This window comes from Pseudomonas syringae group sp. 247E2 (assembly GCF_032587795.1).
GTDB lineage: Bacteria > Pseudomonadota > Gammaproteobacteria > Pseudomonadales > Pseudomonadaceae > Aquipseudomonas > Aquipseudomonas amygdali.
The window spans coordinates 854,004-880,737 of record NZ_JAWHPK010000008.1 but is presented as its reverse complement, the minus strand read 5'-3'; the positions used below and the strand labels follow the sequence as shown (position 1 = coordinate 880,737).

Annotated in this window: 21 protein-coding genes and 1 pseudogene; 4 read left to right on the top strand and 18 right to left on the bottom strand. The window is 60.3% G+C overall.

Translation table 11 applies throughout. The features are described 5' to 3' along the window. Positions 1 to 56: 56 nt before the first annotated feature. From RYC18_RS11035 to RYC18_RS11025, 3 genes are read right to left on the bottom strand one after another with little or no spacing between them, the layout of a single operon-like run. Complete coding sequence (locus RYC18_RS11035; RefSeq protein WP_046832838.1) at positions 57 to 1,466, bottom strand: efflux transporter outer membrane subunit; 1,410 nt, start codon at positions 1,464 to 1,466, stop codon at positions 57 to 59. Then, on the bottom strand, positions 1,466 to 4,612 hold the full coding sequence (locus tag RYC18_RS11030) for an efflux RND transporter permease subunit (RefSeq protein ID WP_316885928.1): 3,147 nt from the start codon (positions 4,610 to 4,612) through the stop codon (positions 1,466 to 1,468). The genes RYC18_RS11035 and RYC18_RS11030 overlap by 1 nt, the downstream gene beginning before the upstream one ends. A gap of 2 nt (positions 4,613 to 4,614) precedes the next feature. Then, positions 4,615 to 5,817: an efflux RND transporter periplasmic adaptor subunit gene (locus RYC18_RS11025; protein ID WP_005777050.1), complete on the bottom strand. Its 1,203-nt coding sequence runs from the start codon at positions 5,815 to 5,817 to the stop codon at positions 4,615 to 4,617. Positions 5,818 to 5,961: 144 nt separating this feature from the next. On the opposite strand from RYC18_RS11025, the gene baeS reads away from it, so the two are divergent. Both baeS and RYC18_RS11015 read left to right on the top strand, forming a co-directional pair. Further along, entirely contained in the window at positions 5,962 to 7,353 is a 1,392-nt protein-coding gene (gene baeS / locus RYC18_RS11020; RefSeq protein ID WP_005777049.1) for a sensor histidine kinase efflux regulator BaeS, read from the top strand. A 5-nt stretch (positions 7,354 to 7,358) separates the two neighbouring features. Next, positions 7,359 to 8,033 (top strand): response regulator, encoded by a 675-nt coding sequence (locus RYC18_RS11015; RefSeq protein WP_029240834.1) that lies wholly within the window; start codon positions 7,359 to 7,361, stop codon positions 8,031 to 8,033. Between the two features lie 763 nt (positions 8,034 to 8,796). Here the strand turns inward: RYC18_RS11015 and RYC18_RS11010 are convergent. From RYC18_RS11010 to RYC18_RS10970, 9 genes are all read right to left on the bottom strand, one after another. Next, positions 8,797 to 10,197, bottom strand: a complete 1,401-nt coding sequence (locus RYC18_RS11010; RefSeq protein ID WP_004665253.1) for an LLM class flavin-dependent oxidoreductase — start codon at positions 10,195 to 10,197, stop codon at positions 8,797 to 8,799. Between the two features lie 4 nt (positions 10,198 to 10,201). Then, positions 10,202 to 10,642 (bottom strand): acyl-CoA dehydrogenase family protein, encoded by a 441-nt coding sequence (locus RYC18_RS11005; RefSeq protein WP_005733099.1) that lies wholly within the window; start codon positions 10,640 to 10,642, stop codon positions 10,202 to 10,204. 15 nt (positions 10,643 to 10,657) lie between these two features. Beyond that, entirely contained in the window at positions 10,658 to 11,872 is a 1,215-nt protein-coding gene (locus RYC18_RS11000; RefSeq protein ID WP_316885922.1) for an SfnB family sulfur acquisition oxidoreductase, read from the bottom strand. Between the two features lie 184 nt (positions 11,873 to 12,056). Next, positions 12,057 to 12,836 carry an ABC transporter ATP-binding protein gene (locus RYC18_RS10995; protein WP_005756203.1) on the bottom strand — a complete coding sequence of 260 codons (780 nt, stop codon included), beginning with the start codon at positions 12,834 to 12,836 and terminating at the stop codon, positions 12,057 to 12,059. Between the two features lie 5 nt (positions 12,837 to 12,841). Then, a complete protein-coding gene (locus RYC18_RS10990) occupies positions 12,842 to 14,173 on the bottom strand; it encodes an ABC transporter substrate-binding protein (protein WP_002553384.1) in 1,332 nt (443 codons plus the stop codon). Between the two features lie 47 nt (positions 14,174 to 14,220). Beyond that, entirely contained in the window at positions 14,221 to 15,288 is a 1,068-nt protein-coding gene (locus tag RYC18_RS10985; RefSeq protein WP_316885920.1) for a branched-chain amino acid ABC transporter permease, read from the bottom strand. 21 nt (positions 15,289 to 15,309) lie between these two features. Further along, positions 15,310 to 16,191, bottom strand: coding sequence for a branched-chain amino acid ABC transporter permease (locus tag RYC18_RS10980; protein ID WP_005733105.1), 882 nt, complete (start codon positions 16,189 to 16,191; stop codon positions 15,310 to 15,312). A gap of 3 nt (positions 16,192 to 16,194) precedes the next feature. Continuing rightward, positions 16,195 to 16,989 (bottom strand): ABC transporter ATP-binding protein, encoded by a 795-nt coding sequence (locus RYC18_RS10975; RefSeq protein ID WP_029240831.1) that lies wholly within the window; start codon positions 16,987 to 16,989, stop codon positions 16,195 to 16,197. A gap of 5 nt (positions 16,990 to 16,994) precedes the next feature. Further along, entirely contained in the window at positions 16,995 to 18,095 is a 1,101-nt protein-coding gene (locus tag RYC18_RS10970; protein WP_316885916.1) for an AMP-binding protein, read from the bottom strand. Positions 18,096 to 18,375: 280 nt separating this feature from the next. Between RYC18_RS10970 and RYC18_RS10965 the strand changes: the two genes are divergently transcribed. Further along, on the top strand, positions 18,376 to 19,614 hold the full coding sequence (locus tag RYC18_RS10965) for an acyl-CoA dehydrogenase family protein (protein ID WP_316885913.1): 1,239 nt from the start codon (positions 18,376 to 18,378) through the stop codon (positions 19,612 to 19,614). Positions 19,615 to 19,623: 9 nt separating this feature from the next. Here RYC18_RS10965 and RYC18_RS10960 read toward each other — a convergent pair whose 3' ends face one another. From RYC18_RS10960 to RYC18_RS26440, 6 genes and pseudogenes are all read right to left on the bottom strand, one after another. Then, positions 19,624 to 20,610, bottom strand: a complete 987-nt coding sequence (locus tag RYC18_RS10960) for an ABC transporter permease (RefSeq protein ID WP_316885911.1) — start codon at positions 20,608 to 20,610, stop codon at positions 19,624 to 19,626. After that, positions 20,607 to 21,611, bottom strand: a complete 1,005-nt coding sequence (locus RYC18_RS10955) for an ABC transporter permease (protein ID WP_044323252.1) — start codon at positions 21,609 to 21,611, stop codon at positions 20,607 to 20,609. Before RYC18_RS10955 ends, RYC18_RS10960 begins: the two co-directional genes overlap by 4 nt. Further along, positions 21,598 to 23,169, bottom strand: a complete 1,572-nt coding sequence (locus RYC18_RS10950; protein WP_316885907.1) for a sugar ABC transporter ATP-binding protein — start codon at positions 23,167 to 23,169, stop codon at positions 21,598 to 21,600. Before RYC18_RS10950 ends, RYC18_RS10955 begins: the two co-directional genes overlap by 14 nt. 15 nt (positions 23,170 to 23,184) lie before the next feature. After that, complete coding sequence (locus tag RYC18_RS10945) at positions 23,185 to 24,189, bottom strand: sugar ABC transporter substrate-binding protein (protein WP_316885905.1); 1,005 nt, start codon at positions 24,187 to 24,189, stop codon at positions 23,185 to 23,187. Between the two features lie 216 nt (positions 24,190 to 24,405). Then, positions 24,406 to 25,575, bottom strand: a complete 1,170-nt coding sequence (locus tag RYC18_RS10940; RefSeq protein ID WP_371912930.1) for a methyl-accepting chemotaxis protein — start codon at positions 25,573 to 25,575, stop codon at positions 24,406 to 24,408. Then, a pseudogene (locus RYC18_RS26440) lies at positions 25,558 to 25,983 on the bottom strand (MCP four helix bundle domain-containing protein); the annotation flags it as partial. The gene RYC18_RS10940 and the pseudogene RYC18_RS26440, both read right to left, overlap by 18 nt. 259 nt (positions 25,984 to 26,242) lie before the next feature. On the opposite strand from RYC18_RS26440, the gene RYC18_RS10935 reads away from it, so the two are divergent. Continuing rightward, positions 26,243 to 26,674 carry a VirK family protein gene (locus tag RYC18_RS10935; RefSeq protein ID WP_002553374.1) on the top strand — a complete coding sequence of 144 codons (432 nt, stop codon included), beginning with the start codon at positions 26,243 to 26,245 and terminating at the stop codon, positions 26,672 to 26,674. The last annotated feature ends 60 nt before the right edge of the window (positions 26,675 to 26,734 follow it).

Sequence of the window (26,734 nt, the reverse complement as noted above, 5' to 3'; positions counted from 1 at the left end):
ACAGGTAAGGGTAAAACGTTTAAGCGAGGCAATTATTCAAAGGCTAGTAGAAAAAGTCATCCCGGATTCCATCCGCCGCCCATGACCTTGTAGAGCGTTACCCGGTTGCTCTGCTCGGTAAGGCGAAGGGAAATCAGCTCCTGCTCGGCACTGTACAGCGAGCGCTGGGACTCAAGTGCCTCCAGATAACTCTGCGACCCGCCGCGATACAGGGCATCGGCCAGTTCGTAGCTCTTGCGACTGGCATCGGTATAGGCCTGTTGTGCAGCCACCCGCTCGTCCAGCGTGCTGCGCACCGCCAGTGCATCGGCCACTTCTTTGAACGCAGTCTGAATCGTCTGCTGATAGGTCTGGATCTGAATCTGGTTTTCCACCTTGGCCGAGTCAAGCGTGGCCTGATTGGACCCGCCATCGAAAATCGGCACGCTGATGCTCGGCGCAAAGCTCCATGAGCCGCTCCCGGACGTGAACAGACCTGACAGGCTGGTACTGGCAGAGCCTGCATTGGCGGTGAGGGTGATGCTGGGGAAGAACGCGGCACGCGCTGCGCCAATGTCGATGTTCGCTGCTTTGAGGCTGTGTTCGGCGCTCAGCACATCCGGACGACGTTGCAGCAGGCTGGAGGGCAATTCGTCCGGCACCTGCACCAGTTGCGCCACGGATGGCACGTCGGCAGTGGGCAGAAGCTCCTCCGGCAGATCGCTGCCCACCAGCAGGCGCAGGGCGTTGCGGTCCTGAAGAATCTGGCTTTTATACTGCGCCACATCGCCCCTCGCCGACTCTACCGTGGTTTGCGCCTGAGCCACTTCCAGGCCGGAAGAGCCGCCCAGAGCATGGCTGCTTCTGGTCAGGTCGTAGCTTTGCTGCTGGCTGGCCAGCGTATCTTCAGCCAGTTTCAAAAGCTGGTTGTCGGCAGCCAGGGTGAGCCAGCCGGTCGCGACTTCGGCAATCAGGCTGATCTGCGTGCTGCGCCGGGTTTCGGTCAAGGCCAGGTAATCCTCGAGCGCTTCGTCCTGAAGGTTCTGGATACGCCCGAACACATCCAGTTCATAGCTGCTCAAACCCAGTTGCGCGCTGTACTCATGGCTGATCGACGACTTTCCGGTCATTGAGGTCGATGACGGCGTGCGTGTATGCGTGCCGCTACCACTGGCATCAATGGTCGGCAGGCTCGCTGCACGCTCGATACGGTATTGAGCCTGGGCTTTCTCGACATTCAGGCTGGCCAGGCGCAGATCACGGTTATTCACCAACGCCAGGGTTTGCAGACGTACCAAACGCTTGTCGGTGAAAAAGTTCTGCCAGTCGATATCCGTGGGCACGCTGCCTGACGCAACAGGTTGGCCCGCCGTCGCCGCCAGCCATTGGTTCGATACAGGCGCTTCGGGGCGTTGATAATCCGGAGCCAGGTTGACGCAGCCTGTGAGCAGCGCCGTGACAGCCAGCGAAGGCCAGAAAAGACGCATCATGCTTCACCTGTAGATGTGGATTGGGCAACCGGAGCATTGCCTGCAGAACGACTGAAGCGGCGACGGACTTCGACGAAGAACAGCGGCACCAGAAAAATACCCAGCACGGTGGCGCTGAACATACCGCCCAGCACGCCAGTGCCGATTGCATTGCGCCCAGCCGAGCCTGCGCCGGTGCTGAGGGCCAGCGGCAGCACACCGAACATGAACGCCAGCGAAGTCATCAGAATCGGACGCAGTCGTTGCCGGGCGGCAAGAAGGGTCGCTTCATGCAGGCTTTTGCCCTGTTCCTGAAGATGTTTGGCGAACTCGACGATCAGAATCGCGTTTTTCGCCGCCAGGCCCACGGTGGTCAGCAAGCCCACCTGAAAGTACACGTCATTACTCAAACCGCTGAGCCGTGTCGCCAGAACCGCGCCGACAACGCCCAGAGGCACCACGAGCATGACCGAAAACGGTACTGACCAGCTTTCATACAAAGCCGCCAGGCAGAGGAACACGAACAGCACTGAAACCGCGTAGAGCATGGGCGCCTGAGCGCCGGACAAACGCAGTTGATAGGACTGCCCGGTCCACTCGTAACCGATGCCTTCGGGAAGTTGCTTGATGATTGCTTCAACGGCATCCATTGCCGTGCCCGAGCTGACACCCGGCGCAGGATCACCCACCACTTCAAGCGACGAATTGCCGTTGTAGCGTTCCAGCAACGGCGAGCCATAGCTCCAGCTACTGCGGGCAAACGACGAGAACGGGACCATTTCGTCATTGCTGTTGCGCACGAACCAGTGGTTCAGATCGGCTGATTGCATGCGCGAAGCAGCCTCGCCCTGCACGTAGACTTTCTTCACTCGCCCCTGGTTGAGGAAATCATTGATGTAGCTGCCACCCAGCGCAGTGGACAGGGTCGAATTGATGTCGCTGGTAGACAGGCTCAGCGCACCGGCCTTGCGGTCATCGATGGTCACTTTTAACTGTGGGGTGTCGTCCAGGCCGTTGCTGCGCACGCCCAGCAAGCTCGGGTCCTTCTTCGCCAGCTCGATAAACTGCTCGCGTGCCGCGACCAGCGCCTCATGCCCCACGCCGCCAAGGTCCTTGAGCTGCACATCAAACCCCGAACTCTGCCCCAGCCCGCGCACCGCAGGCGGTTGCATGACAAACACGCTGGCGTCGCCAATGCTTGCCAGCGCCAGAGTCGCCCGCTGCGCCAGCTGCGCGGCGCCCTGCCCCTTGCCGGAACGCTCACTCCAGTCCTTGAGCTTGATGAACGCCCTGGCGGTGTTCTGGCTGTTACCGCCCATCCCCAGCCCGGAGATACTGATCAGTGCCTCGACCTCCGGCTGCTTGAGCATGTAGGTCTCGAACTGCCGCATCACCGCCTGCGTACGGCTGTCGGTAGCGCCTACCGGCAGCTGGATCTGCGCCATCAGCGCGCCCTGGTCCTCATCCGGCAAAAACGATGTGGGCAGGCTGACATAACCCACCGCCATGGCCACCAGCACCAGCACGTACACCAGCAGAGCCGGCCCGCGATGGTTGATCACACCGCTTACGCCTCGCTGGTAACGGTCGGCGCTGCGGTCGAAGGAACGGTTGAACCAGCCGAAAAAGCCGCCCCGTTGTGCATGCAACTGAGCGTCCGAGGCTTTGAGCATCGTCGCGCACAACGCTGGCGTCAGGGTCATTGCAACCAGTACAGAGAGCAGCATGGCCGAAACGATAGTCACCGAAAACTGCCGGTAGATAATCCCGGTGGAGCCGCTGAAAAAGGCCATCGGGATGAATACGGCGCTCAGCACCAGCGCGATGCCGATCAGCGCACTGGTAATTTCATCCATCGATTTGCGGGTCGCCTCCAGCGGGCTCAGTTGCTCTTCGCTCATGACCCGCTCGACGTTTTCCACCACCACAATCGCATCGTCGACCAGCAGGCCGATGGCCAGGACCATGGCAAACATGGTCAGGGTATTGATCGAATAACCAAACAGCGCCAGCACGCCGAACGTGCCCAGCAGCACCACCGGTACGGTAATCGCCGGAATCAGCGTGGCGCGCAGGTTCTGCATGAACAGAAACATGATCAGCACCACCAGTACGATTGCCTCACCCAGCGACTTCACCACTTCTTTGATCGACAGGCTCACGAACGGTGTCGTGTCATAGGCAATCACCGTCTTCAGTTGCATCTGCGTAGGGTAGAACGGTTCCAGTTCCTTGAGTTTGGCCTTGATCGCTTCGCCAACGCTCAGCGCGTTTGCGCCTGACGCCAGTTGAATGCCCATTGCCGCCGCAGGCCTGCCATTGAGCGCCGAATTGATGTCGTAGCTCTCGCTGCCCAGTTCCACCCGCGCCACATCGCGCAGGAGCACAACAGCACCGTCGCTGGAAGATTTGACGACCACGTTTTCGAATTGCTCAGGCGTCTGCAGCTTGCTGCGGGCGCTGATGGTCGCGTTCAGTTGCTGGCCGGTCACCGCAGGCAAGGCGCCCAACTGGCCTGCCGAGACTTCGGTGTTCTGCGCCTCCAGCGCCGAGCTGATGTCGGAGGGCATCAGTGCGTACTTTTCCAGCCTGGCCGGGTCCAGCCAGATACGCATGGCGTAACCCGAACCCAGAGTCTGCACGTCGCCGACGCCATTCACACGGCTGAGTTGGTCGAGCAGCGTGCTGGAAATGTAATCACCTATCTGCGTACCCGTGACACTTTCGTTATCGGATGCCAGGGCAACCAGCATCAGAAAATCGGAACTGCCCTTGGTCACCGTCAAACCTTCACTCTGCACGCTTTGCGGCAAACGTGATTCAGCCTGTTGCAGCTTGTTCTGCACCTGCATCTGCGCCACATCAGGGTCGGTGCCTGCGGCGAAGGTCAGGTTGATGTTCGCACTGCCCGCAGAGCTGCTGGAGGCGGACATATAAGTCAGCCGGTCCAGCCCCTTCATCTGCTGCTCGATGACCTGGGTAACCGAGTCTTCGACGGTCTTGGCCGATGCGCCAGTGTAGGTGGCCGAGATCTTTACCGTCGGTGGCGCGATATTGGGGTATTGCTCAAGTGGCAGCTGGCTGATGGACAACCCGCCGGCGAACATGATGCAAATGGCAATGACCCAGGCGAAGATGGGGCGATCAATGAAGAAACGAGCCATGTTCAGCGCTCCTTCACGTCAGTGGCAGCGACAGTGCCGCTCGGCGATGGCGAATTCGGGCTGTCGGCGTTCTGAACACTGACTTCGGTGCCCACCGGCGTTTTCTGCCCGCCCTCGACCACCACCTGCTCATTGGCCTTGAGCCCGCTGCTCACCCACCACTGGTTGCCCACTGTGCGGTCGACACTGATCACCCGCTGCTCGATCCTGCCGTCAACCACCAGCAACACTGTGGTCTGGCCGCTGGCACTGCGGCTGACGGCCTTTTGTGGAATCAGGATCGCGTTGTGATCCTGCGCCTGCTCCAGCACCGCTACCACGTACATGCCCGGCAGCAACAGCCGCTCGGGGTTGGCAAAGCTGGCACGCAGCGTCACGGTGCCGGTGCCTTCATTGACGCTGACGCCACTGAATTGTAGGCGGCCGTCGTGGTTATAAGTGCTGCCGTCATCCAGCTTGAGGGTGATTCGGGCTTGCCCATCGCCGTTGGTTTGCAGCTTTCCGCTGGCCAGGTCGCGCTTGAGACGCAGCAACTCGGTGGTGGACTGCGTGACATCGACGTAAATCGGGTCCAGTTGCTGAACCGTGGTCAGCGCCGTGTCCTGCTGGGCCACCACCAATGCACCGGGGGTGACGGTCGAGGTCTCGATACGGCCACTGATGGGCGCGGTAATACGTGTGTAAGCCAGGTTGATGCGCGCGGTCTGCACATCGGCCTCCGCCACTTTTACCTCCGCCGCAGCGGTCAACAGACTGGCCTCGGCGTCTTCTTTATCCTGCTGGCTGATGGCATCTATCTTTGCCAGTCCAATATCTCGCCTGGCGGTCGCCTGCGCCGATTTGAGCGTGGCACGGGACTTGGCGAGCGTGGCCTGTGACTCCGCCAGCGCAGCCTGGTAGGTCGCACTGTCGAGCTGATACAAAGGCTGGCCGGCCTTGACGTCTGCCCCCTCGACGAACAGCCGCTGCTGAACGATGCCACTGACCTGCGGCCGTATCTCGGCGACCATGAACGCTTGAGTGCGCCCCGCCAGCTCGGTGGTCAGCGCCTGGCTGCGCGGCTGGACAGTGATGACCGACACGCTTGGTTTTGGCGCAGCGGGCGGCGGATCATCCGCCGAACAACCGCTCAGAAGACTGATAAGGGCTGCGTAGATGACAAAGGTCACCGTCATCAGGTATTTGGCGAAAATCTTGCTCGACATGTTTGCCTCAGGACGTTGTGGCGAAAGCCTGATGTCAGAGTGCGAGGCAAATGTGCAGGAAAATTGAAGATTGCTGCGCCGACTTGAAACTTGCGGTCACGAAGGCCTAAATGGACGCCGTCTTCAGGGAAAACCCGAGCTTTCATGAAATCGAGCATCTCCACCAAATTATTTGTCGCGGTACTGGCCAGCGTGCTGTCAGTGATCCTGATCATGGGTCTGACTGCGAACTGGAGTTTTGCCCGTGGCTTTCTGGGTTATCTCAACGAGCAGGCCATGCAGCGCATGTCGCCGGTCCTGCCGCGGCTGGCCGTGGCCTATGCTCGCGAGGGCAGTTGGGAGTTCATGCGTGACAACAAGGATCGCTGGTTTGAGGTGATGCGCCCGGAGCCCGCACAGGACTTCGCCATTCCCGGACTGGCAACACCCCCCACTTCCGATCTGACTGGTGCAGTGTTTCGAATCGCCCTGCTGGATGCGCAGAAGAACCTGGTAATGGGGTTTCCGGGCGTGCATGACGATGAGTTCATGCGCCCGGTGGAAGTCGCCGGCAAAATCGTGGGCTGGCTGGCCGTCACACCCTTTCAGAGCGTCAGTGAAGCGGGTGGCGAGCGCTTTCAGCAGTACCAGCTGCGCGCCAGCCTGGCGATGGGTGTGCTGTCGCTGCTGCTGGCCGTGCTGATTGCCTGGTGGATTGCCCGCACGCTGCTCGACCCGGTCAAGCGTGTGGCCGCTGCAACCCATCGGCTCGCCGCCGGGGAATACAGCAGCCGCGTGGCGGTTTCCTCCAATGACGAGGTAGGCCAGTTGGCTCGCGACTTCAATCAGTTGGCCTATACCCTGGAGCGCAATGAAAAGATGCGCCGGGAATTCATGGCCGATGTCTCCCATGAGCTGCGCACCCCGCTGTCGGTACTGCGTGGCGAACTGGAAGCCATTGAGGATGGCGTGCGCACCCTGGATCAGGCATCGATGAAGTCGCTACAGGGTGAAGTCGGCATGCTCAGCAAGCTGGTGGATGATCTCTACGAATTGTCGCTGGCGGATGTGGGCGCCCTGACCTACCGCAAGGTCGACTGTGACCTGGCAGAGCTGCTGACAAACATCACTGAGATGTTCGAGGAGCGTTGCGCCGCGCGTCAATTGAGTTTGCAGCTGGAACTTGCGACTCACCCCTTGTCGGTACACGCAGACCCAGGCCGCCTGCAACAGTTGATCAGCAACCTGCTGGAAAACTCGGTGCGCTACACCGATGCCGGTGGCACGGTGCAGGTTCGCGCAGCCATGCGCGATGATGAAGTGTGTATCGAAGTCATGGATTCCGGCCCCGGTGTCGATCCAGCACAATTGCCCAGGCTGTTCGAACGCTTCTATCGCGGTGAAACATCGCGTAACCGCGCCAGCGGCGGTGCGGGTCTGGGGCTGGCGATCTGTCACAGCATCGCCCTCGCCCACGGCGGCAGCCTCAGCGCCGAACACTCGCCTACAGGCGGCCTCTGGCTGACCCTGTGCCTGCCTGGACGGCTGCGACCATGACCTCTATGACCACCGAAACGCCGATTCTCATTGTCGAAGACGAACCCAAACTGGCATCGCTGATGCGCGACTACCTGATCGCTGCCGGTTATTCGACCCATTGCCTGAGCAACGGTCTGGAGGTAGTGCCAGCAGTCAGAGCCCAGCCGCCGCAACTGATCCTGCTGGATATCATGCTGCCAGGTCGCGATGGCATGGACATCTGCAGGGAGCTGCGCAGTTTCAGCGCCGTGCCCATTGTCATGATCACCGCGCGGGTCGAGGAAATCGATCGTTTGCTGGGCCTGGACCTCGGTGCGGATGACTACATCTGCAAACCGTTCAGCCCGCGTGAGATGGTAGCCCGCGTCAAGGCAATACTGCGTCGCACTTCCTCAACCGACCCGCACACGTCCAAGGGTTTGCAGGTGGACGAAGCGCATTATCAAGCCTCGTTCAATGGTGTCAGCCTGGACCTGACCCCGGTTGAGCTGCGTCTGCTGGCCACTTTCGCCCGCTCACCGGGTCGGGTCTTTTCCCGAGACCATCTGCTGGACCGGCTCTACTCGGATCATCGCGTAGTAACCGACCGCACGGTGGACAGCCACATCCGCAACCTGCGTCGCAAACTGGAGCAGGCCTGTCCTGGTCAGGACCCGATCCAGTCGCTTTACGGCGTGGGCTACAAGCTCGAGCTTTGACCGTCACAGCGTTGAGCACACGTCATCATCCATGCCGTTCCAAGCACCCAACATCGGACGCGGAGCGTCCAGAACGGCATGCGACGCAGAGCGCCGCACGATAGTTACGATGATCGTTCCGCACGCTCCAGCGTGGGAGTGCCGTTCGTGACGCTCCGCGTCACAAATCTGCGCCGCGCCGCAACCTCAAGACCGGACGCAGAGCGTCCAGAACTGCATGCGACGCGGAGCGCCGCACGATAGTTGGGATTATCGTTCCGCACGCTCCAGCGTGGGAGTGCCGTTCGTGACGCTCCGCGTCACAAATCTGCGCCGCGCCGCAACCTCAAGACCGGACGCAGAGCGTCCAGAACTGCATGCGACGCGGAGCGCCGCACGATAGTCGGGATTATCGTTCCGCACGCTCCAGCGTGGGAATGCCGTTCGTGACGCTCCGCGTCACAAATCTGCGCCGCGCCGCAACCTCAAGACCGGACGCAGAGCGTCCAGAACGGCATGCGACGCGGAGCGCCGCACGATAGTCGGGATTATCGTTCCGCACGCTCCAGCGTGGGAATGCCGTTCGTGATGCTCCGCGTCACAGATTTGCGCCGCGCCGCAACCTCAAGACCGGACGCAGAGCGTCCAGAACGGCATGCGACGCGGAGCGCCGCACGATAGTCGGGATTATCGTTCCGCACGCTCCAGCGTGGGAATGCCGTTCGTGATGCTCCGCGTCACAGATTTGCGCCGCGCCACCTGGGCAACGACAGTCGTCAAACGTTTAGGCACTCTCCGTTTGGCGAGCGCGATTTAGTGCAGCGAGGTCGCGAAAGGCAGCGCCCGGGTGCCCCGCTTCCAGGCGCGGTCCTTCGCCGAACAGCTTTTCGCGCAGGGTGCCTTTGGCATATTCGGTCTTGTAGACGCCGCGTTTCTGAAGTTCCGGCACCAGCAGGTCCACCGCATCGATGAACGTTTCATGGGTCAGCGCGTAGGCCAGGTTGAAGCCGTCCACGTCGGTTTCTTCAACCCACTCCTGGAGCAGGTCGGCCACGGTTTCCGGGCTGCCGACAAACAGCGGGCCGAAACCGCCGATACCGACCCAGTCGGCCAGCGCCTGCGGCGTCCACACCGTATTCGGGTCAGCAGTGGAAAAGGTCTCGACTGCCGACTGAATGGCGTTGGTGTGTACATGCCGAAGCGGCTCATCAGGCTTGAACTGGCTGAAGTCGATGCCGGTCCAGCCGGAAATCAACGCCATCGCGCCTTCATAACTGACCCAGCTTTTGTATTCTTCAAACTTGGCCTTGGCCTTGGCGTCCGTTTCACCAAGGATCACCGTCTGCAAGTTGAAAATCAGCACACTGGAGGGGTCACGACCGGCCTCGGCGGTGCGGCGACGGATATCGGCCACGGTCTTTTTCAGTAGAACCTTGGAGGGTGCGGCCACAAAAACGCATTCGGCGTGCTCGGCGGCGAACTGCTTGCCGCGGCTTGAAGCCCCAGCCTGATAGAGCACCGGCGTACGTTGCGGCGAGGGCTCGCACAGGTGGATACCCGGCACCTGGAAGTGTTTGCCAACATGACGAATCTCGTGGATCTTACCGGGGTCACTGAATACCCGACGCTCGCGATCACGCAGAATCGCGCCCTCCTCCCAACTGCCTTCCCAGAGTTTGTAACAAACCTCCAGATACTCCTCGGCATAGTCATAGCGCGCATCGTGCTCGGTAAGGGTTTTCTGCCCCAGGTTCTTCGCGCCGCTCTCCAGATACGACGTGACAATATTCCAGCCTGCGCGGCCCTTGGTCAGGTGATCGAGCGTCGACAGACGTCGGGCAAACGGATAAGGATGTTCGAACGACAGTGACGCGGTCAGGCCGAAGCCCAAATGTTCGGTCACCAGCGCCATGGGCGGGATGAGCTGCAACGGGTCGTTGACCGGCACCTGCGTGGCCTGGCGAATGGCCGCCTCACCGTTACCGCGATAAACATCGTAAATGCCCAGCACGTCGGCAATGAACAACCCATCGAACTTGCCGCGCTCAAGAATTCTGGCCAGATCGGTCCAGTATTCCAGGTCCTTGTATTGCCAGGAGCGATCACGAGGATGAGCCCAGAGGCCAGGCGATTGATGACCGACGCAGTTCATGTCGAACGCATTGAGGCGAATCTGACGAGACATACACTTACTCCTGAAGCTGCGGCGGAACCACGCCATTGAGGCGTTGATTGCCGATAACCTGATAGTGCCAGCGCAGCGGTTCACGACCGGTCGGGGCAGGCAATGACGAACGTTGGCCGGTCAATTCGTACTGAATATTGCCCACCGCCTGCAATGCATCGGCACTGGCGATGACCGCCTCGCTGCTGGCGACAAGGCGCTGCTCGGGCGAGCCATCCAGCCTCCGGGCACGCTCCAGCAGCGCGGCGGCAACCTCCAGACGAATCTGCAGATCTCCGACTTTGCTGATCACATAGGGGTCATCGACAATGCGCTGTAGGTCACTGAGCGGCCATGGCTGAGCGTGCTCACGCAGGTAATCGAGGGTGTCTTGCAAGCCTTCGCGCGCCTGACCAAGGTCTTCAGCGGCGACCTTCAGTTGTGCGGTAATAGCGGGATGCGTCATGGGCGTACTCCTTGATCAGTTCCAGGCATGGCGTGGCGGTGCAATGCCGTTGAGCACCTGATTACCGATCAGGTGATATTTCCAGCGTGCCGGGTCATGCAGGGTGTGGGTGCGCGCATTGCGCCAGTAACGGTCCAGATTGAGTTTGCCCAGCACCGAACGGGTGCCAGCCAGTTCGAACAGCTGGCTGCTGGCGAGCAAGGCAATCTGTGCCGACAGCACCTTGGCCTGCGCGACGATCACCGATGCTTGCGCGACGCTGGCCTCACTGGGTTCGGCCAACGCATGGTCAATGGCTTGGCCGGCCTTGGCGAGAATCGCGTCGGTGCCATGCAGCCGCCACTGCAAGTCGCCGATGGTGGCGATGCTGAACGGGTCCTGCCAGCCGAAATCCTGCTTGCTGTCGATCCATGGCCGCGCCAGTCGTGCGTGCTTGAGGGTTTCCTCGAAGGCGCCGTGGGCGATGCCGGTGTCCACCGCCGCCTGAATGATCTGCGAAATCGGCCCGTCGGCAGTCGGCTCATCGAATGCCCGGTGCGCAGGGATCACCGCGCTCGACGGGACTCGGACAGCGTTCAGGACTGCCCCGCCGCTGGCGGTGGTGCGCTGGCCGAACCCGTCCCAGTTGTCGATGATCGTCAGGCCCGGATTGTCGCGCTCGACGAACGCGATAAAGGCCTGATTCTTCTCGTTGACCCCCGCCACTGGCACGATGTGCGCGAACAGCGCGCCGGTGCAGTAAAACTTTTCACCGTCCAGCACCGCGTGCTCGCCATCGAAGCGGATACGGGTCTGGAAGGCTCCGGCGTTCTTGCTTTTCGACTCGGAGAACGCATTGCCGAAGCGGTGACCGGCCAGTGCCTTGCCGAAATAGTGGCGCTTCTGCTCCTCGGTACCGGTCTGCAGCAGGATATCGAGCACGCCCAGATGGTTCTGCGGGATCTGCCCGAGCGAAGAGTCGGCGGCAGAAATGATCTTGATCACTTGCGCAACGGTGACGTAGGAAACGCCTGCACCGCCATAGGCTTTGGGCACGGTAATGGCCCACAGTCCGCTGGCGGAAAACTCATCCAGCTCGGCGACCGGCAGGCGGCGTTCGCGATCACGCAGCGACGCTTCCTCGGCAAACCGGCTGGCCAGTGCTGTGGCGACTTCGATGGCTTCGGCATCGGAAGCGATGACATGTGCTCTGGGCGGTGCTGCAGGTGGAATTGAGAGTGGGTTACTCATGGGCTGGCTCCTGCTCGTTGGCGACAGGTTGAAAACACTCAACACGCTTGACCTTGAACAGTGCACAGCCCGTGCCGTAAATTATTTTTCTTTTAAAACAGTCGCTTGCATTAGATTTAAGATTCTCGGCGGTGCCCCGCAGAACAAAATGTCCGAACACTGTTGCTGGGCGAACAGCGGGGATTCACGCTTGGGTCGCCGTGCCCAGATAGAAGTTCTGGATATCGTCACTCCCGGCCAGTTCCTGCGCAGTCCCTGAGCCCACCACCCGGCCGTTCTCCAGCACATAACCGAAGTGCGCGTATTCCAGGGTCAGATTGATATTCTGCTCGGCCACCAGCAGGCTCAGCCCCGCCTCGCGATTGAGCCGCGCCAGCGTGTCAAAAATTTCCTCGACTACCTGCGGAGCGAGGCCCATGGAAGGCTCGTCGAGCAGCAGTAAACGAGGCTGGGACATCAATGCCCGGCCGATGGCGACCATCTGCTGTTCACCGCCCGAGGTATAGCCGGTCAGCCGTTTACGCAGCAGGCGCAGCCTGGGGAAGTAGCTGTAGACCCTCTCCAGCCTGGCCTTGATTTCGGCCCGTGATGGTCGCGACACAAAAGCGCCGATCAGCAGGTTCTGCTCGACACTCAAGTGGGTGAAGCAGTGTCGACCTTCCAGCACCTGCGCCAGACCGTTTTTGACCAGTGCCGAAGGATCGGAATGGGTGATTGGCAGGCCCTGGTAGTGAATCCGGCCACTGACCACCTCGCCCCGCTCGGCACTCACCAGTCTGGAAATGGCCTTGAGCGTAGTGCTTTTGCCCGCGCCATTGGCCCCCAGCAAGGCCACGATCTGGCCCTGCCGAACCTGCAGACTGATCCCGCGCAACGCGAGGATGGATTGCTCGTAGAACACCTCGACCTGCTCCACCGACAGAATGGTTTCGGCAGCGGGCGCAGCATGCGGGATCAGGCTCATCGGGTTTACTGCTCCTTGCTGCAATCGCGCGGGGTAATACCTTTTTCCTTGGCGTACTGCGCAGCCGATGCCTCGATGATGGGCCGCAACAAGGCACGATCAGCCTGTATCCAGTCGCTGATCAGGTTCCAGCGCTGGCCGTCCCATTGCTGAAAGCGCACCGCACCACCGCCTTCGTGGTCAGCGCACGACAGCTTCAATGGCTGTACCAGCCCTTTGGCACCCAGCGCCTGCAAGCGTGCGTCGTCAAGGTTCAAATGCTCGAACCCCCAGCGCACCTGCTCGCCAGTCAGTGGCTTATTGCCGAATCGGGCCTGTGCAATGCGCAGCGCTTCGACATTGAGGATGCCGTTCACCACACCCAGGTTGTAATACACGGTGCCAAAACGTTTGGGGTCGGCCAGGTTGCCTTGGCCCTTGTCGAGCACCGCCGTCTTGATGCCTTGCAGCACCGGGAAGTCGGTCCCGGAGGGGTGCGTGGTGATAGAAATGAAGCCCTTGGCGGCTGCACCGGCGGGAATCACGTCTTCCTCGGAATTGCTCCAGATGTTGCCAATGATGTGATCCACCGGAAAGCCAACCTTCTGCGCCGACTTCAGCGCCACCGGATTCATCACCCCCCAACCGCGCAGGATCACCCAGTCGGGCTTGAGGCGACGAATGTTCAGCCATTGCGATTGCTGTTCGTTACCGGGGTGCGGCACTTCAAGGGTGGTCAGCTCGAAGCCGTAATTTTTTGCCAGGGTTTCCAGTACACCATTGGTTTCCTTGCCATACGGCGAGCCGTGATACAGCACAGCGATTTTCTTGCCCTTGAGCGACGCCAGGCCGCCTTCACGCTGACCGATGTAATTGACGATGGCCGACACTTCGGAGTACGGGTTCAACTGCAGCGGAAACACATAGGGAAAGACACTGCCGTCTGTGGAATCCGTGCGTCCGTGGTTGATGGTGATCAGCGGAAGTTTGTCGGCAGTAGAGCGCTCCAGCGTGGCGTAGGCGATGCCGACGGAAAGCGGATTGGTCGCCGCAGCCGGCGCACCGTTGAGCCCGCCCTTGAGACGCTCGTAGCACTCGACGCCCTTCTCCACCACGTATTCGGTTTCGCACTCCGACCAGGTCAACTTGACGCCATTGACCCCACCGTTGGCATTGACGTATTGCAGGTAGTCGATGAAACCACCGAAAAACCCGGTGCCGCCCGCAGCATAAGGGCCTACCCGGTAGCTCTGCAGCGGGAAATACTGCTCGTTGGCAGCCTGTGCCGTGGTAGCCAGACCACACCCCAGCAGGGCCATACCGAGGGCCAGACGCAACAGGGATTTTCGGTGTTTCATAGGCGCATTCCTTGAGGTATACGAGGTTTTTGTGGGTGAGTAACCAGTCAATAGCGCAGCGGCCAGACGCGTGCGCGCTGACGAAAGCGCAGCCAGAGACGCGCCAGCCCTTCGGGCTCCTTGATCAGAAAAGCGATGATCAAGGCGCCGAAAAGCATTTTCTGAATGTTTTCCAGTTGCCCGGAGTCGATCAGACCGACCGGCAACAAGGCGCTGAGGTTGCCGAGCAGAATCGGGAACAGCACGATGAACGCTGCGCCAAGGAAGTTGCCTTGCACGCTGCCCAACCCGCCGATAATGATGATGAACAGAATCTGGAATGACCGGTTCAGGTCAAAACCATGCGGCTCGACCGTGCCCAGATAAGCGAACGCCCACAGCGAGCCAGCGACGCCCAGATAGAAACCGCTGATGGCGAATGCCAGAAGTTTGGCTTTGAACAGGCGGATGCCGATTACCGCAGCGGCGGTGTCCATATCGCGCACGGCCATCCAGTTGCGGCCCAGCTCGCCGCGCAGCAGATTTCTAGCCAGCCAGAAAAGCAGCACTACCAGCCCAAGCGTCAACAGGTAGCGGCCTTGCGGCGAGCTGAAATTCACCCCGGCGATGATCAGTGGCGGCGAGGTGATCACGCCCGAGGCATTGTCGTTGGTGAACCAGCTGAAGCGGGTCAACACCCACTCGACCACAAACTGTGCGGCGAGTGTCGAGACCAGCAGGTAGAAGCCCTTGATCCGCAGGCTCGGCAGCCCGAACAGCAACGCCACCAGCGCAGACACCAGCCCGCCCAGCGCAAAACCGAGCAGCAATGGCATGCCCAGCACCCGCAGTTGCAGGTTATAGGCAGCGAAAGCACCCACCGCCATGAACGCAGCCGAGCCCAGCGATAATTGCCCGGCGTAACCGGTTAACAGGTTAAGCCCCAGCCCCGCCAGCGACAGCACCAGAAACGGAATCAGGATCGCGCTGAACCAGTAATCGTTACCCAGCAACGGCACTGCGATAAAAGCGAATACCAACAGACTCCACAGCCCGATGCGGTCCTGGCGCAGACGAAACACCCGGCGTTCATCCGCGTAGCTACTCGCCAGTTGTCCGGTTTCTCGATAAAGCATGGCATTGATCCTTGATGAAAGTCAGACGCGCTCTATCGCCCGCTCGCCGAACAGGCCGGCAGGACGAACCAGCAGAAACAACAGCGCCAGCACATACGGCACCCAGTTTTCGATACCGCTGCCGATGATCGGCCCCAGGTAAATCTCGGCCAGCTTCTCGGCTGCGCCGATGATCAGACCGCCGACAATCGCGCCGCCAATCGAGGAAAAACCGCCAATGATCAACACCGGCAGCGCCTTAAGCACCACCAGTGACAGGGAAAACTGCACCCCCAGCCGCGCCCCCCAGAGCAGCCCGGCCACCAGTCCGACAAACCCGGCCACGGCCCAGACCACCGCCCAGATGCGTGGCAAACGGATACCCACGGCCAGCGAGGCCAATGGGTCGTCCGCCACTGCACGCAACGACAGACCGATACGAGTACGGTTGAACAGCAACGACAGGGCAATCACCAGCGCCGCAGCCGTGCCCGCCGCGAACAGGTCGAACTGCGAGAGCAACATGCCGCGAATTTCCAGTGGCTCGTCAGGGATGCCCAGCTCCAGGCCGTGAACCTGCGCCCCCCACAGCGCCTGGGCCAGGCCTTCGATCATGTACGACAGGCCAAGGGTGGCCATGAACAGAATGATCGGTGGACGATTGACCAGTGGGCGCAGAACCATTCTTTCGATCAACAGCGCCAGCACCACCATGCTGGCCAGCGTTGCCAGAAACGCCCAGAAAAATGGCACACCCCGCTCCAGCAGGCTGACAAACGTCAGCGCCGCGAACAGCACCATCGCGCCCTGAGCGAAGTTGAACACCCCCGACGCCTTGTAGATCAGCACAAACCCAATCGCCACCAGCGAGTACATGACACCTGCCAACAGCCCGCCGATCAGCACTTCAAAAAAGAATTCCATGGTTTATGGTTTCCCGACCGAAGACGAACGACGCGTGCCGAGATACGCAGCGATTACCTGGGGGTTGGCGCGAACCTGCGCGGGTGTGCCGTCCCCGATCTTGCGACCGTAATCCAGCACCACCACATGGTCGCTGAGGCCCATCACCACACCGATGTCGTGCTCGATCAGCACCACAGTGACGCCCAGCTCACGATTGATATCGCGGATGAACTGACTCATCTCGTGCTTCTCTTCGGCATTCATTCCGGCCATCGGCTCGTCCAGCAACAGCAGACGCGGTTCCGCCGCCAGGGCGCGGGCCAGTTCGACACGTTTTTGCAGGCCATAGGAAAGTTTGCCCACCAGTGCATGGCGCCACGGGTGGATGCGCAGAAACTCAATCACCCGCTCGGCATGCCGGCGTTGTTCGTCGTCTTCGGCAGGTGCCCGACCGATGCGCAGCATCTGCTCAAGCCAGGTACTGCGCCGTTTGAGATTGCGCCCGGTCAACACGTTGTCCAGCACACTCATGCCCTTGAACAAGGCGATATTCTGAAAAGTACGGGCGATACCGCCCTCGGCCGCCTGGTGCGGACGCATCCGGCGGCGCGTCTGGCCGGCATAAGTGATGGAGCCGCTTTGCGCCTGATACACGCCATTGATGACGTTGAGCAGCGAACTCTTGCCCGCACCATTGGGGCCTATCAATGCGCAGATCTCGCCTGTAGCCACCGAGAAACTGATTGAGGTAACAGCTTTAACCCCTTTGAAAGATAAGGAAATATCTTCAAGTTCCAATAGCGCCACAGGCGCCAGCGCATTCAAGACGGCACACCCAGTAGTGCTGGCGCATGCGGCATATCATCTGCCGGTTCTTGTGGCTGACTGGTTTGGCTCGCAGCCCCCAACCTGATTGGCCTGATACCCAGAGCCGTAAAAAACGCTTCGCTCTGTGGCGTCAGCGCATCGCCTGCCAGCAATGGTTTAGCCAGCCGACTCATGCCCAACACGTCCAGCAGCGGGCGGCGAATCAACCAATAACCCAGCCAGCGCCGCACGACACCCGGAGCAGGAGCCATCGCCCATTGATAAAGCCGGTGGCTGATGCTGGCTGGTAGCGGCAAGCGCTCCCTGACCCAGAGTTCCAGACGTGCGTAGGACTCGCGAGTGCCCAGCACCAGGGTGGGCCCCAGTTCGCGACGGTCGTTGTCGCGAGTGCCAAGGGCCTCGGGAAAATTCAGGCAAAACCCGGCAACCAGCCAGGGTGCCAACAGATAGCGCGCCTGCCCGCTGGCGGCAAACACTCTGGCGGCCAATGCCTGATCCTGGCTGGAAAGCGCATGCCTTTGCGCCAATTGCCTTGCGTCCGAAAGCAGAACTGCATGACTCAACTGCAGGTCCGGCTGCCAGTCGAAAGCGGGAAAGACAAAGGCCGCAGCCCGGCTCTGGCGCGGATCGGCAACGTCGCCAGCCGATTCGTTCAGCAGTCGGGCATAGTCGATCACCCCGCTGTCATCAGCCTCAGTCAGGCCGCGCTTGTCCAGCAACACGACGATGCCCGATGAGGCGACGCGCACCTGGAGAAGCGCTTCCAGCCCGTCGACCACTGCAAACTCCGGGGACTGGCCTGCCAGCCATGTGCGGTTATCCAGCGCCGGGTCGAGCAGGCTGACGCTGCCCCCAAGCCAGTGCGCCGCCAGCGTCAACAACAACGCTTCGGCTCGCGCCTCGCTGATAATGAACAGCCTGTCGGCCGGGCCGAACCCGACGCCCTTCAAGGCAGCAGCCAAGCTTCTGACGTCAATGGCCAGCTCGCCCCAGCTACGTTTCTGCCAGATACCGAATTGCTTGTAACGCAAGGCCGTCTGTTCAGAGCGGCTTTGAGCCTGCTGTAGCAGCGCCTGGGGCAATGAGTCGCACATGTTGCGCTTCCGTCGATAAAGAATCGATGAAGCCATAGCAGCGAGCGTGCCAGTCTAACAACCTTATTAATATCAATAGGTTGCAACGCCTGAATGAGTTTTATCACTGTGCGGTTTGCAGACAAGCTGTTGCGCGGCTGTTGCCCGGACAACAGATGAATCCGCCAATTAAAATAAAATCTATAAAAATCAGATAGTTATATTCAGGCATAAAGCATGCAGAGATCTGCACGAACCCACCCGGCCCATGTGCCGATCTCTTCGCGTTCAGGAGTACCGCATGACTCAATCAACCGGCTCAAACCCTCTCTCGCTGGGCACCGATTACGAAACTCTGGCCAACCGGTTCCGGCCGATTTTCCGCGAGATCGGCGCTGGTAACGTCGAACGCGAGAAAGCCCGCGCCCTGCCCTATGAACCGATTGCCTGGCTGAAGAAAGCCGGTTTCGGCGCTGTGCGGGTACCCGTCGAATACGGCGGTGCGGGCGCTTCGGTGAGCCAGCTGTTTCAACTGCTGATAGAACTGGCCGAAGCCGACTCGAACATTCCGCAAGCCTTGCGAGCGCATTTCGCCTTTGTCGAAGACCGCTTGAACGCACCACCCGGCGCCGACCGGGACACATGGTTTGCACGCTTCGTGGCTGGGGATCTGGTCGGCAACGGCTGGACCGAGGTCGGTGCAGTGAAAATCGGCGATGTGATAACCAAAGTCAGCCCTCAAGGCGATGGCTTCGTGCTTAACGGCACCAAGTTTTACAGCACCGGCAGCATTTTCGCCGACTGGATCGACGTCTACGCCCAGCGCGCCGACACTGGAGCCGATGTGATTGCGGTGGTGGATGCCAGGCACACAGGCGTGCGTCACAGTGACGACTGGGACGGGTTTGGCCAGCGCACCACCGGCAGTGGCACCTCGGTGTACGACAATGTGCCGCTGCCTGCCACACATGTCATTCCGTTCGAGCAGCGTTTCAAATACCAGACGGCGTTCTATCAGCTGGTGCTGCTGGCGGTGCTGGCAGGTATTGGCCGAGCCGTCGAACGCGACATCGCGCATGAAGTGCGCGACCGCAAGCGCATCTTCAGCCACGGCAATGCGGGCAGCGTCAGCCAGGACTCACAGGTGCAGCAAGTGGTCGGGCAGATCTCCGCTCAGGTCTACGCCGCCGAAGCGGCCACCCTGCGTTCTGCCGAGCCTTTGCAACGCGCTTATGTGGCACGCTTCGGCAATAATCCACAGCAGGAAAAAGACGCCAACATTGCCGCGGAAATCGAGACGGCCAAGGCGCAGGTCATTGTGTCGGAACTGGTGCTGCGCTCTGCCACCGAGCTGTTCAATGCGCTGGGCGCGTCAGGCGTCAGCGTCAACAAGGCGCTGGATCGCCACTGGCGTAATGCTCGCACAGCGGCATCGCACAATCCGCTGATCTACAAGGCGCGCATTGTCGGTGACTGGCGCATCAATGGTACCGAGCCGCCTTTTGTCTGGCAGATCGGCAGCGGTACCGGCAAAGCCTGAGGCGTAAGGTTACGCCGCGTTACGCAACAGGTGGCGACTGGCAAAGCTGAACGCCAGCACCAGAAAGATCAGCACCCCGGTCGCCACCTGCTGCCAATAGAAGTTCCAGCCGATCAACAACAAACCATTGGCGATGACGTTGATGAACAGCACGCCCAATAACGTCCCGACAATGTTGGCACGCCCATGGCGACTCAGCGTCGTGCCGATGAACACCGCGCCAATGGCGTTGATCAGGTAGGCATTGCCCGACATCGGCACATAGGCGTTGACCGTGGAGCTGAGCAGGATACCGGCGACCGCGCAGGCCAGAGCGCTGGCGACAAACACCTGTACGGCGATGCGCCGGGTAGAAAGCCCTGAGTAATACGCCAACTGCGGCTGCGTCCCCAGCGCAAGCATTTCTCGCCCCAAACGGCCACGCGCCAGCACCAGCCCGTAAAACCCTGCCAGCACCCCGACCACCACCAGAGGCAATGGCACGCCCAGAATCAGTACGCCGCTAATGCCCGGCAACGCGCCCTGAGCGATGTAGATAGGTTGACCACCGTCGGATAACAACTGCTGCACGCTGGTGCCAATAAACAATGTACCCAGCGTCGCCAGAAACGGCGAAATACGCAGCCCGGCGATCAGCGTCGCATTGAACGCGCCCGCCGCGCCGCCTGCCAACAAGGCCACCGCGATGGCCGCGCCCAGACCGTGGCCGCCATTGAGCGTGAGGACAAAGCCGAGGCTGGCAAAGTCCAGCGCTGTTCCCACCGACAGATCGATGCCGCCGGCAGCAACTGCCCAGGTCATGCCAACGGCCACAATGGCCAGCAACACAAAATTGTTCAGCACCAGGCTCGACAGGTTGCCCCAGCTCAGAAATCCCGGTGCATTGATGGCGAAAAACAGCAGGATGATCAATACCAACAGCGGCAGGACCGCAGGCAACAGGCGCGGCAGGAATTTCACCAGTGTTGAAGAAGTGTTCAGGGTCAGCGTATTCATTGTTCACCCTCCCGGCGGCCCAGCGCCCCGGAAAATGCCACCACCAGCAGGATCAGCACGCCTTGAACGCCATTGACCCAGAAATTGGAGATGTTCAGCAATTGAAAGCCATTGATCAGAAAACCCAGCAGCAACGTCGCCAGCAAGGTGCCAGGAATGTTGGCGGTCAGGCGCCGCGAGAACACCACACCGAGAAAGGCAATCGCCACCACTGACAGCAGCATGTCGCCGGAGCCGGTGGTGCTGCCACTGAAAAATGCAGCAGAGCAGAACGCCGCAATGGCGGCGCAGCCACCGGCAATCAGGTAGCTGGCGAACACATGGCCCTGCAGATTCAGGCCGGCAGCAGTTGCCGCTTGCGGGTATTCACCGATGGCATACAGGCGCAGGCCAAACGCGCTGTGCTGAATCAGCAGCCACAACAGCGCTGCAACACTCAGCAACACCCACGCCAGCGCCGGAATGCCCAGCCAGACGCCGGAAGCCAGACTGTCCAGCAGCGCGGAATCGGTAGCCAGTACGGTGTTCTGGGTCAGCACCAGCTCCAGACCTGCAATCAAATTCATGCTCGCAAGTGTCGCCAGCAACGGCGGCAAGCGTAAAAACACCACTGCCAGACCATTGAGCGCGCCAACCAGCAGACCACAGGCGAGCGTCAAACCAATCGCTTGCCAGGCTTCGAAACCGGCGTTGTTCAGACTGCTGTAAACGGCTGCGCACAGACCGAGATTGGCCGCCAGCGAGAGGTCCAGCCCGCCGCTGACAACGTTGGAGCCACCGCCGATGACCACACATGTCAGGCCCAGCGCCAATATGCCCAGCACGGCTGACTGGGCGAACACGTTGCTGATGTTACCGATGCTGAGAAAGTTGGGCGCGCTGACCGCAAAGCCCAGCAGTATCGCCAGAAATACCAGCAACGAACCGCGCTGTGCCAGCCGCACCAGCCAGCGTTGCGAGGGATCGCCGACCTGAATGACTGATGTTTCAAGCGTGGACATGGCGGGTCTCCTGGAGAGTATTTTTACCGTCATGACGGCTTTCGCTGGCACCGGTGGCGCAGGCCAGCAACTGGTCACTGTCGGTGCTCGACGAATCGAATTCGCCCGCAATACGCCCCCTGTGCAGCACCACAATGCGCTGGGTGATGCCGATCAGTTCCGGCAGGTCCGACGACAGCACCAGCACTGCTGCACCGCCTTCAGCCAGCCGGGCAATCAGCCGGTAGATTTCCACCTTGGCACCAATGTCGACACCCACACTGGGCTCATCCAGCAGGTACAACGTCGAGTGTCGACTCAGCCACTTGGCCAGGGCGACTTTTTGCTGGTTGCCACCGCTGAGCAATTGAACCGCCGCATCATGGCCTGAGGTCTTGATCGCCAGTTCACCGATCAGGCGCTGACTTTCCCTTGACTGCGCAGCACCGTCGAGCAATCCCCAGCGGCTGAAGCGCCCGAGGCTGGCCAGGGTAATGTTCTCCAGCACCGAAAGCGCTGGCGCTACGCCATGCGTGCGGCGCTCTTCGGGGACCAGCGCGATACCGTTGCGCACCGCATCACGAGGGGATTTCAGGCGCAACGGCTGACCATTCAACAGCACGTCGCCACGATCCGGCTTGAGCAGCCCGAACAGGCTCTTGAGCAGTTCCTTGGCACCCGAGCCGACCAGCCCGGTCAGGCCCACCACTTCGCCACTTCGCACGCTCAGGTCAACGCCGTTGTAAAAGCGCCCTGCCCCCAGCTCGTTCAATTGAAGCACTGGCGGGCCGGGCTGCGTCTGCGCCCGGAAATATTGCTCACCCACGTCACGATTGACCATCAGCCGGGCGATCTGCGCGGTGCTGACAAGCGCGGGATCAACCACCGCCACATCGCGTCCATTGCGCAGCACGGTGACCTGATCACACAACGATTCGATTTCCTGCAGGTAGTGGGAGATGTACACAATGGTCAGACCGTCATCGCGCAAGCGCCGGACAATCGCCAACAACCGGTCCACCTCCTGTTTGACCAGTGACACACTCGGCTCGTCGAACACCAGCACCTGCGGTTTGGCCAGCAGTGCGCGGGTGATCTGCAATATCTGTCGCTGCGCGCTGTCCAGATCGCGTACCAGCGCCCCGCTCGGCAGGCGCATGGCAAAATAATCATCCAGCAACCGGGCCGCTTCGCGCTCCTGAGCGCGTCGATCGACGAACAGACCGCGTTTGATTTCCTGCCCGAAAAACAACGCCTCACCGACGCTGAAGCTGCCCGGCAGCAAGCGCTCCTGATGAATGAAATGCACGCCCGCGGCTTCAATCTGGCGCGGAGTAAAGCTGTCGAACTGCTGGCCATGAATGCTCAAGCTGCCCGCATCGGCGCGATGAATACCGGCGAGGACCTTGATCAGGGTTGACTTGCCTGCGCCGTTTTCGCCAACCAGCCCATGAATCGTTCCGGCCTCGACCCGCAGGTTGACCCCATCCAGTGCCTGAGTGGCACCAAAGCGCTTACTGATGCCCTGCAAGTGCAAGGCCGCCGTTGCCCTCGTAACGTCTGCAATCGCTGCTCTCATGGTCGATCTCCTGCGTCAGTTATCACCCCTGAGTTCTTGCACTTGCGGCAGGTTGGCGGCCGTGGTCAGAAGGGTCGGCACCTGAGTCTCTTTGGGCAGGTCGCGTTGCCCGGCCAGGTAGCGAGCGACGTTCTGCACCGCGGTCTTGCCGATCAGGGCCGGCTGCTGCGCAACCACCGCACCAATCGGCGAGTTCTCACGGCGCATCAGTTCAAGCACTTCCGGGGTGCCGTCGACACCATAGGTCTTGATTTCAGTTCTTCCGGCGTCGATCAGTGCCTTGCTGGCACCCAGCTGGGGAATGTCCCAGGCCGCCCAGATCGCCGAAACACTGCCTTTGGGATACTTGTTAAGCAGTGCCGAGACTTGCGAGTAAGCGTCTTGAACCGTGTTGGGAATGACGTCACGCAACTCCGGCTCGATGATTTTCAGTTCCGGATGATCCTTGAGCGCCAACTTGAGCTGGTCGTAACGAATGGCACACACCGGCACACCATAAAAGCCGTTGAATACCAGCACGTTGCCCTTGCCGCCCGCGTCTTTGATCAGTTGCCCGGCCAGTGCCTTGCCGGTGGCAATATTGTCCGAGGTGGTGTTGTTGAGGCTGTATTGCGAAGGTGCATCGATGGTGAATAGTGGAATCCCCGCCTTGCTGATGCGCTTGAGCCAGGGGTCGATAACGCTGAGTGTGCCCAGGGTCTGAATCACCGCGTCGGGCTTTTGCGTAACCACGGTCTGCAGTTGATTGACCAGGTTCTTGTCGTTGCGACCTGCATCAAGCGTTATAGGCGTGCCGCCCAGGCGCTTGACCTCATCCACCTGCGCCTGAAACGTCTTGATATCGAAGTAGTGACTGGTACCGGTCATGCTGATCGCGATGCGCTTGCCCGCCAGCGAAGGTACATCGCTGTCATCGGCATGTGCCGTCGCGACAAGGCTGGTGGCCAACACGGTCAGCGCCAGAGCGCGCCCTAATGCACGCAGGCGGGTTGGCTTAAAAATCGGGACGGCATCAGGCATTCGGGTGGCTCCGCTGGCTCAGGAAAACAATCCTGATCAGCAGTGCACAGGTCATGCCCAAAGCCCTGCGGTTACGCTGGCAACGGCGCAGAGCCTGGCTTGCAGGCTATTGCGCCGAATTGCGTCTAGGCTGATAGCCGACGCTTCAGGCCCAAGGCGGCGAACACATTGTCGATTCGCTGTTGTCCGGGCAACAGCAAGGTCATGCCTGACTGCTTAGCTAAGCTTGAACTGCCTAAGGGTAGTAGTCAGATCACTCGCCAGTTCGGCCAGCGACTGACTGGCACTGCCGGTCTGGCCGGTGCGCACTGCCGACTGCGCCGACAAGTCACGGATTCGTACCAGGTTGCGATCCACTTCGCGCGCGACCAGCGCCTGCTCCTCAGAAGCGCTGGCGATCACCGTATTTCGCTCATCGATGACCATGACCGAACTGGCGATACTGGCCAGCACTGCGTTGGCCGACTCGGCCTGCTGTTTGGTACGTTGGGCCTGCTCGGTACTGACTTCAAGCGCTACCAGCGTGCTCTTGGTGCCCTGCTGGATGTGCCCGATCATGGTCTCGATCTCACGGGTCGACTCGCTGGTGCGATGAGCCAGCGCGCGAACTTCGTCCGCAACTACGGCAAAACCCCGCCCGGCATCGCCAGCCCGTGCCGCCTCGATGGCGGCATTGAGGGCCAGCAGGTTAGTTTGCTCGGAGACTGCGCGAATAACATCCAGGACCTTGGTGATATCCAGCGTGCGGGTTGCCAGCGCCTGCGCCTCGACCGATGCGGTGCCGACATTGCGGGTCAGTTCAAGGATCGACTGAACGGTTTGATTGAGCTCTTCCTGACCTTCGCGGGCCGACACCGAAGAGGCTTTGGATTCTTCCGAGGTGGCCACCGCATTTCGCGCTACTTCGTCGACCGCCTGGCTCATCTCGGTAACGGCGGTGGCGGCCATTTCTATCTCGCTGTTCTGCACCACAAGGTCAGCGTTGCTGTTGACCATCAGCACACTCATTTGCTCTGTGGCTGAGGCCAATTGGTGAGCGGCATCGCCCACCTGGGTCAGGGTCTGGCTCAGATTGCCGCGCATGCGCTCCATCGATTGCAGCAAAAGGGCCGCTTCATCAGTGCCCTCACGGTTGATTGCGCTGGGGCGCAGGTCGCCCGCAGCAATGGTTTCCGAGCTGTGCAGCGCCTGACTGATCGGCACTGCCAGACTTTTGGTCAGGCGCCAGGCGAGCAATACGGTCAGCAACACCGTCAGAAACATAACCCCCTGAGTGACGATCAGGGCGTTTTCATACACCGACGTCGCTGCAGCGCTGGATTCGGCTTCGGAGTCATCATTGATCTTTTCCAGCTTGCCAAGGGCGGCTTCGATACTTTCCGCCATGGCCTTCATCTCGCCCCAGACGAGCGCCCTTCCGGCCTCTGCCTGATTCTCGTTGATCAGCGTATAGACCTTTTCGGCACGCTCGATGTAGCCCTGATAAGTGCTCTTCAGACCCTCTACGAGCGCGCGCTCTTCATCATCGGTGATCAGCGGGTCGTAGGCCTCTACGGCCTTTTGGAAACCGGCCTTCCTTTCAAGGAACTCGTTGTGAGCCTGAGCTACCTGCGCAAGATCATGCGTGGCAAGCATTTTGGCCACGGTGGTGCGGGTTTTCTCGACCGCCAGGGCAATATCGTCACCCAGCGCAATCCCTGGAAGCGCGTCGTTTTCGATTTCAAGCGATTGCTCACGAATACCGTGCAATTGCTGAATGCTAAAAATACCAAGCCCGAACACCAGCACCACCATCAACGCAAAGCAGGCGGAGGTCCGCGCGGCTATTTTCAGCTGTCTCAGCATGTTCAATCCCCTTCCCGTGGCTGACGAATAAATTAGCACCGTCATTTCTATCGGCTGATCGAGAAAAAGAATGAAGAACGTCGAATCAGAGCCGTGCCACTGCTATTCAGGGCCCACTTCAAGGAAACCTTATGGTAGGTTTCGCGACGCTCGATAACCACGAGATGACGGGTCTTTTCAACCTTCAGACTGACTTACTGGAGTTGCCATGAAACATTATTACGCTGCCGCATTACTTGCCCTTGCACTGCCCGGTGCTGCTCACGCTGGCGACGCGCTGGTCAGCTACCCCGCTATCGTCCAGGCGTTGAACACCGGAGAGTCGGTCGCTGTGGCGATTGATCTTGGGCAATGCAAGTCTTCGGTCGCGGGTGCCGAGCCGTCCAAAACCAAAGGCGGCAAACGCATCGATGCCTACCGCATCACTCCCGACGGCACCCTCGCGTTCTCGGACAGCCACTTCACCCTCGATCGCGATAACAAGCCCATCGAGCAGTTCATTCGCTACCAGATACGCTCTAATGGCAGTGCCGTATTCAGCATGACGACGCTGAGTGTTCCCGGCTATCAGCAGGTCGGCAATCCGGTGAGTTATGAATGCGCGATCGGCAAAGGACTAAGCTTTTTTGCCAGCCAGTAACGGTCACGCCACAACCAAATGAACCAGACATATATCCGGCGTGGGCGACAGACCGTCCTC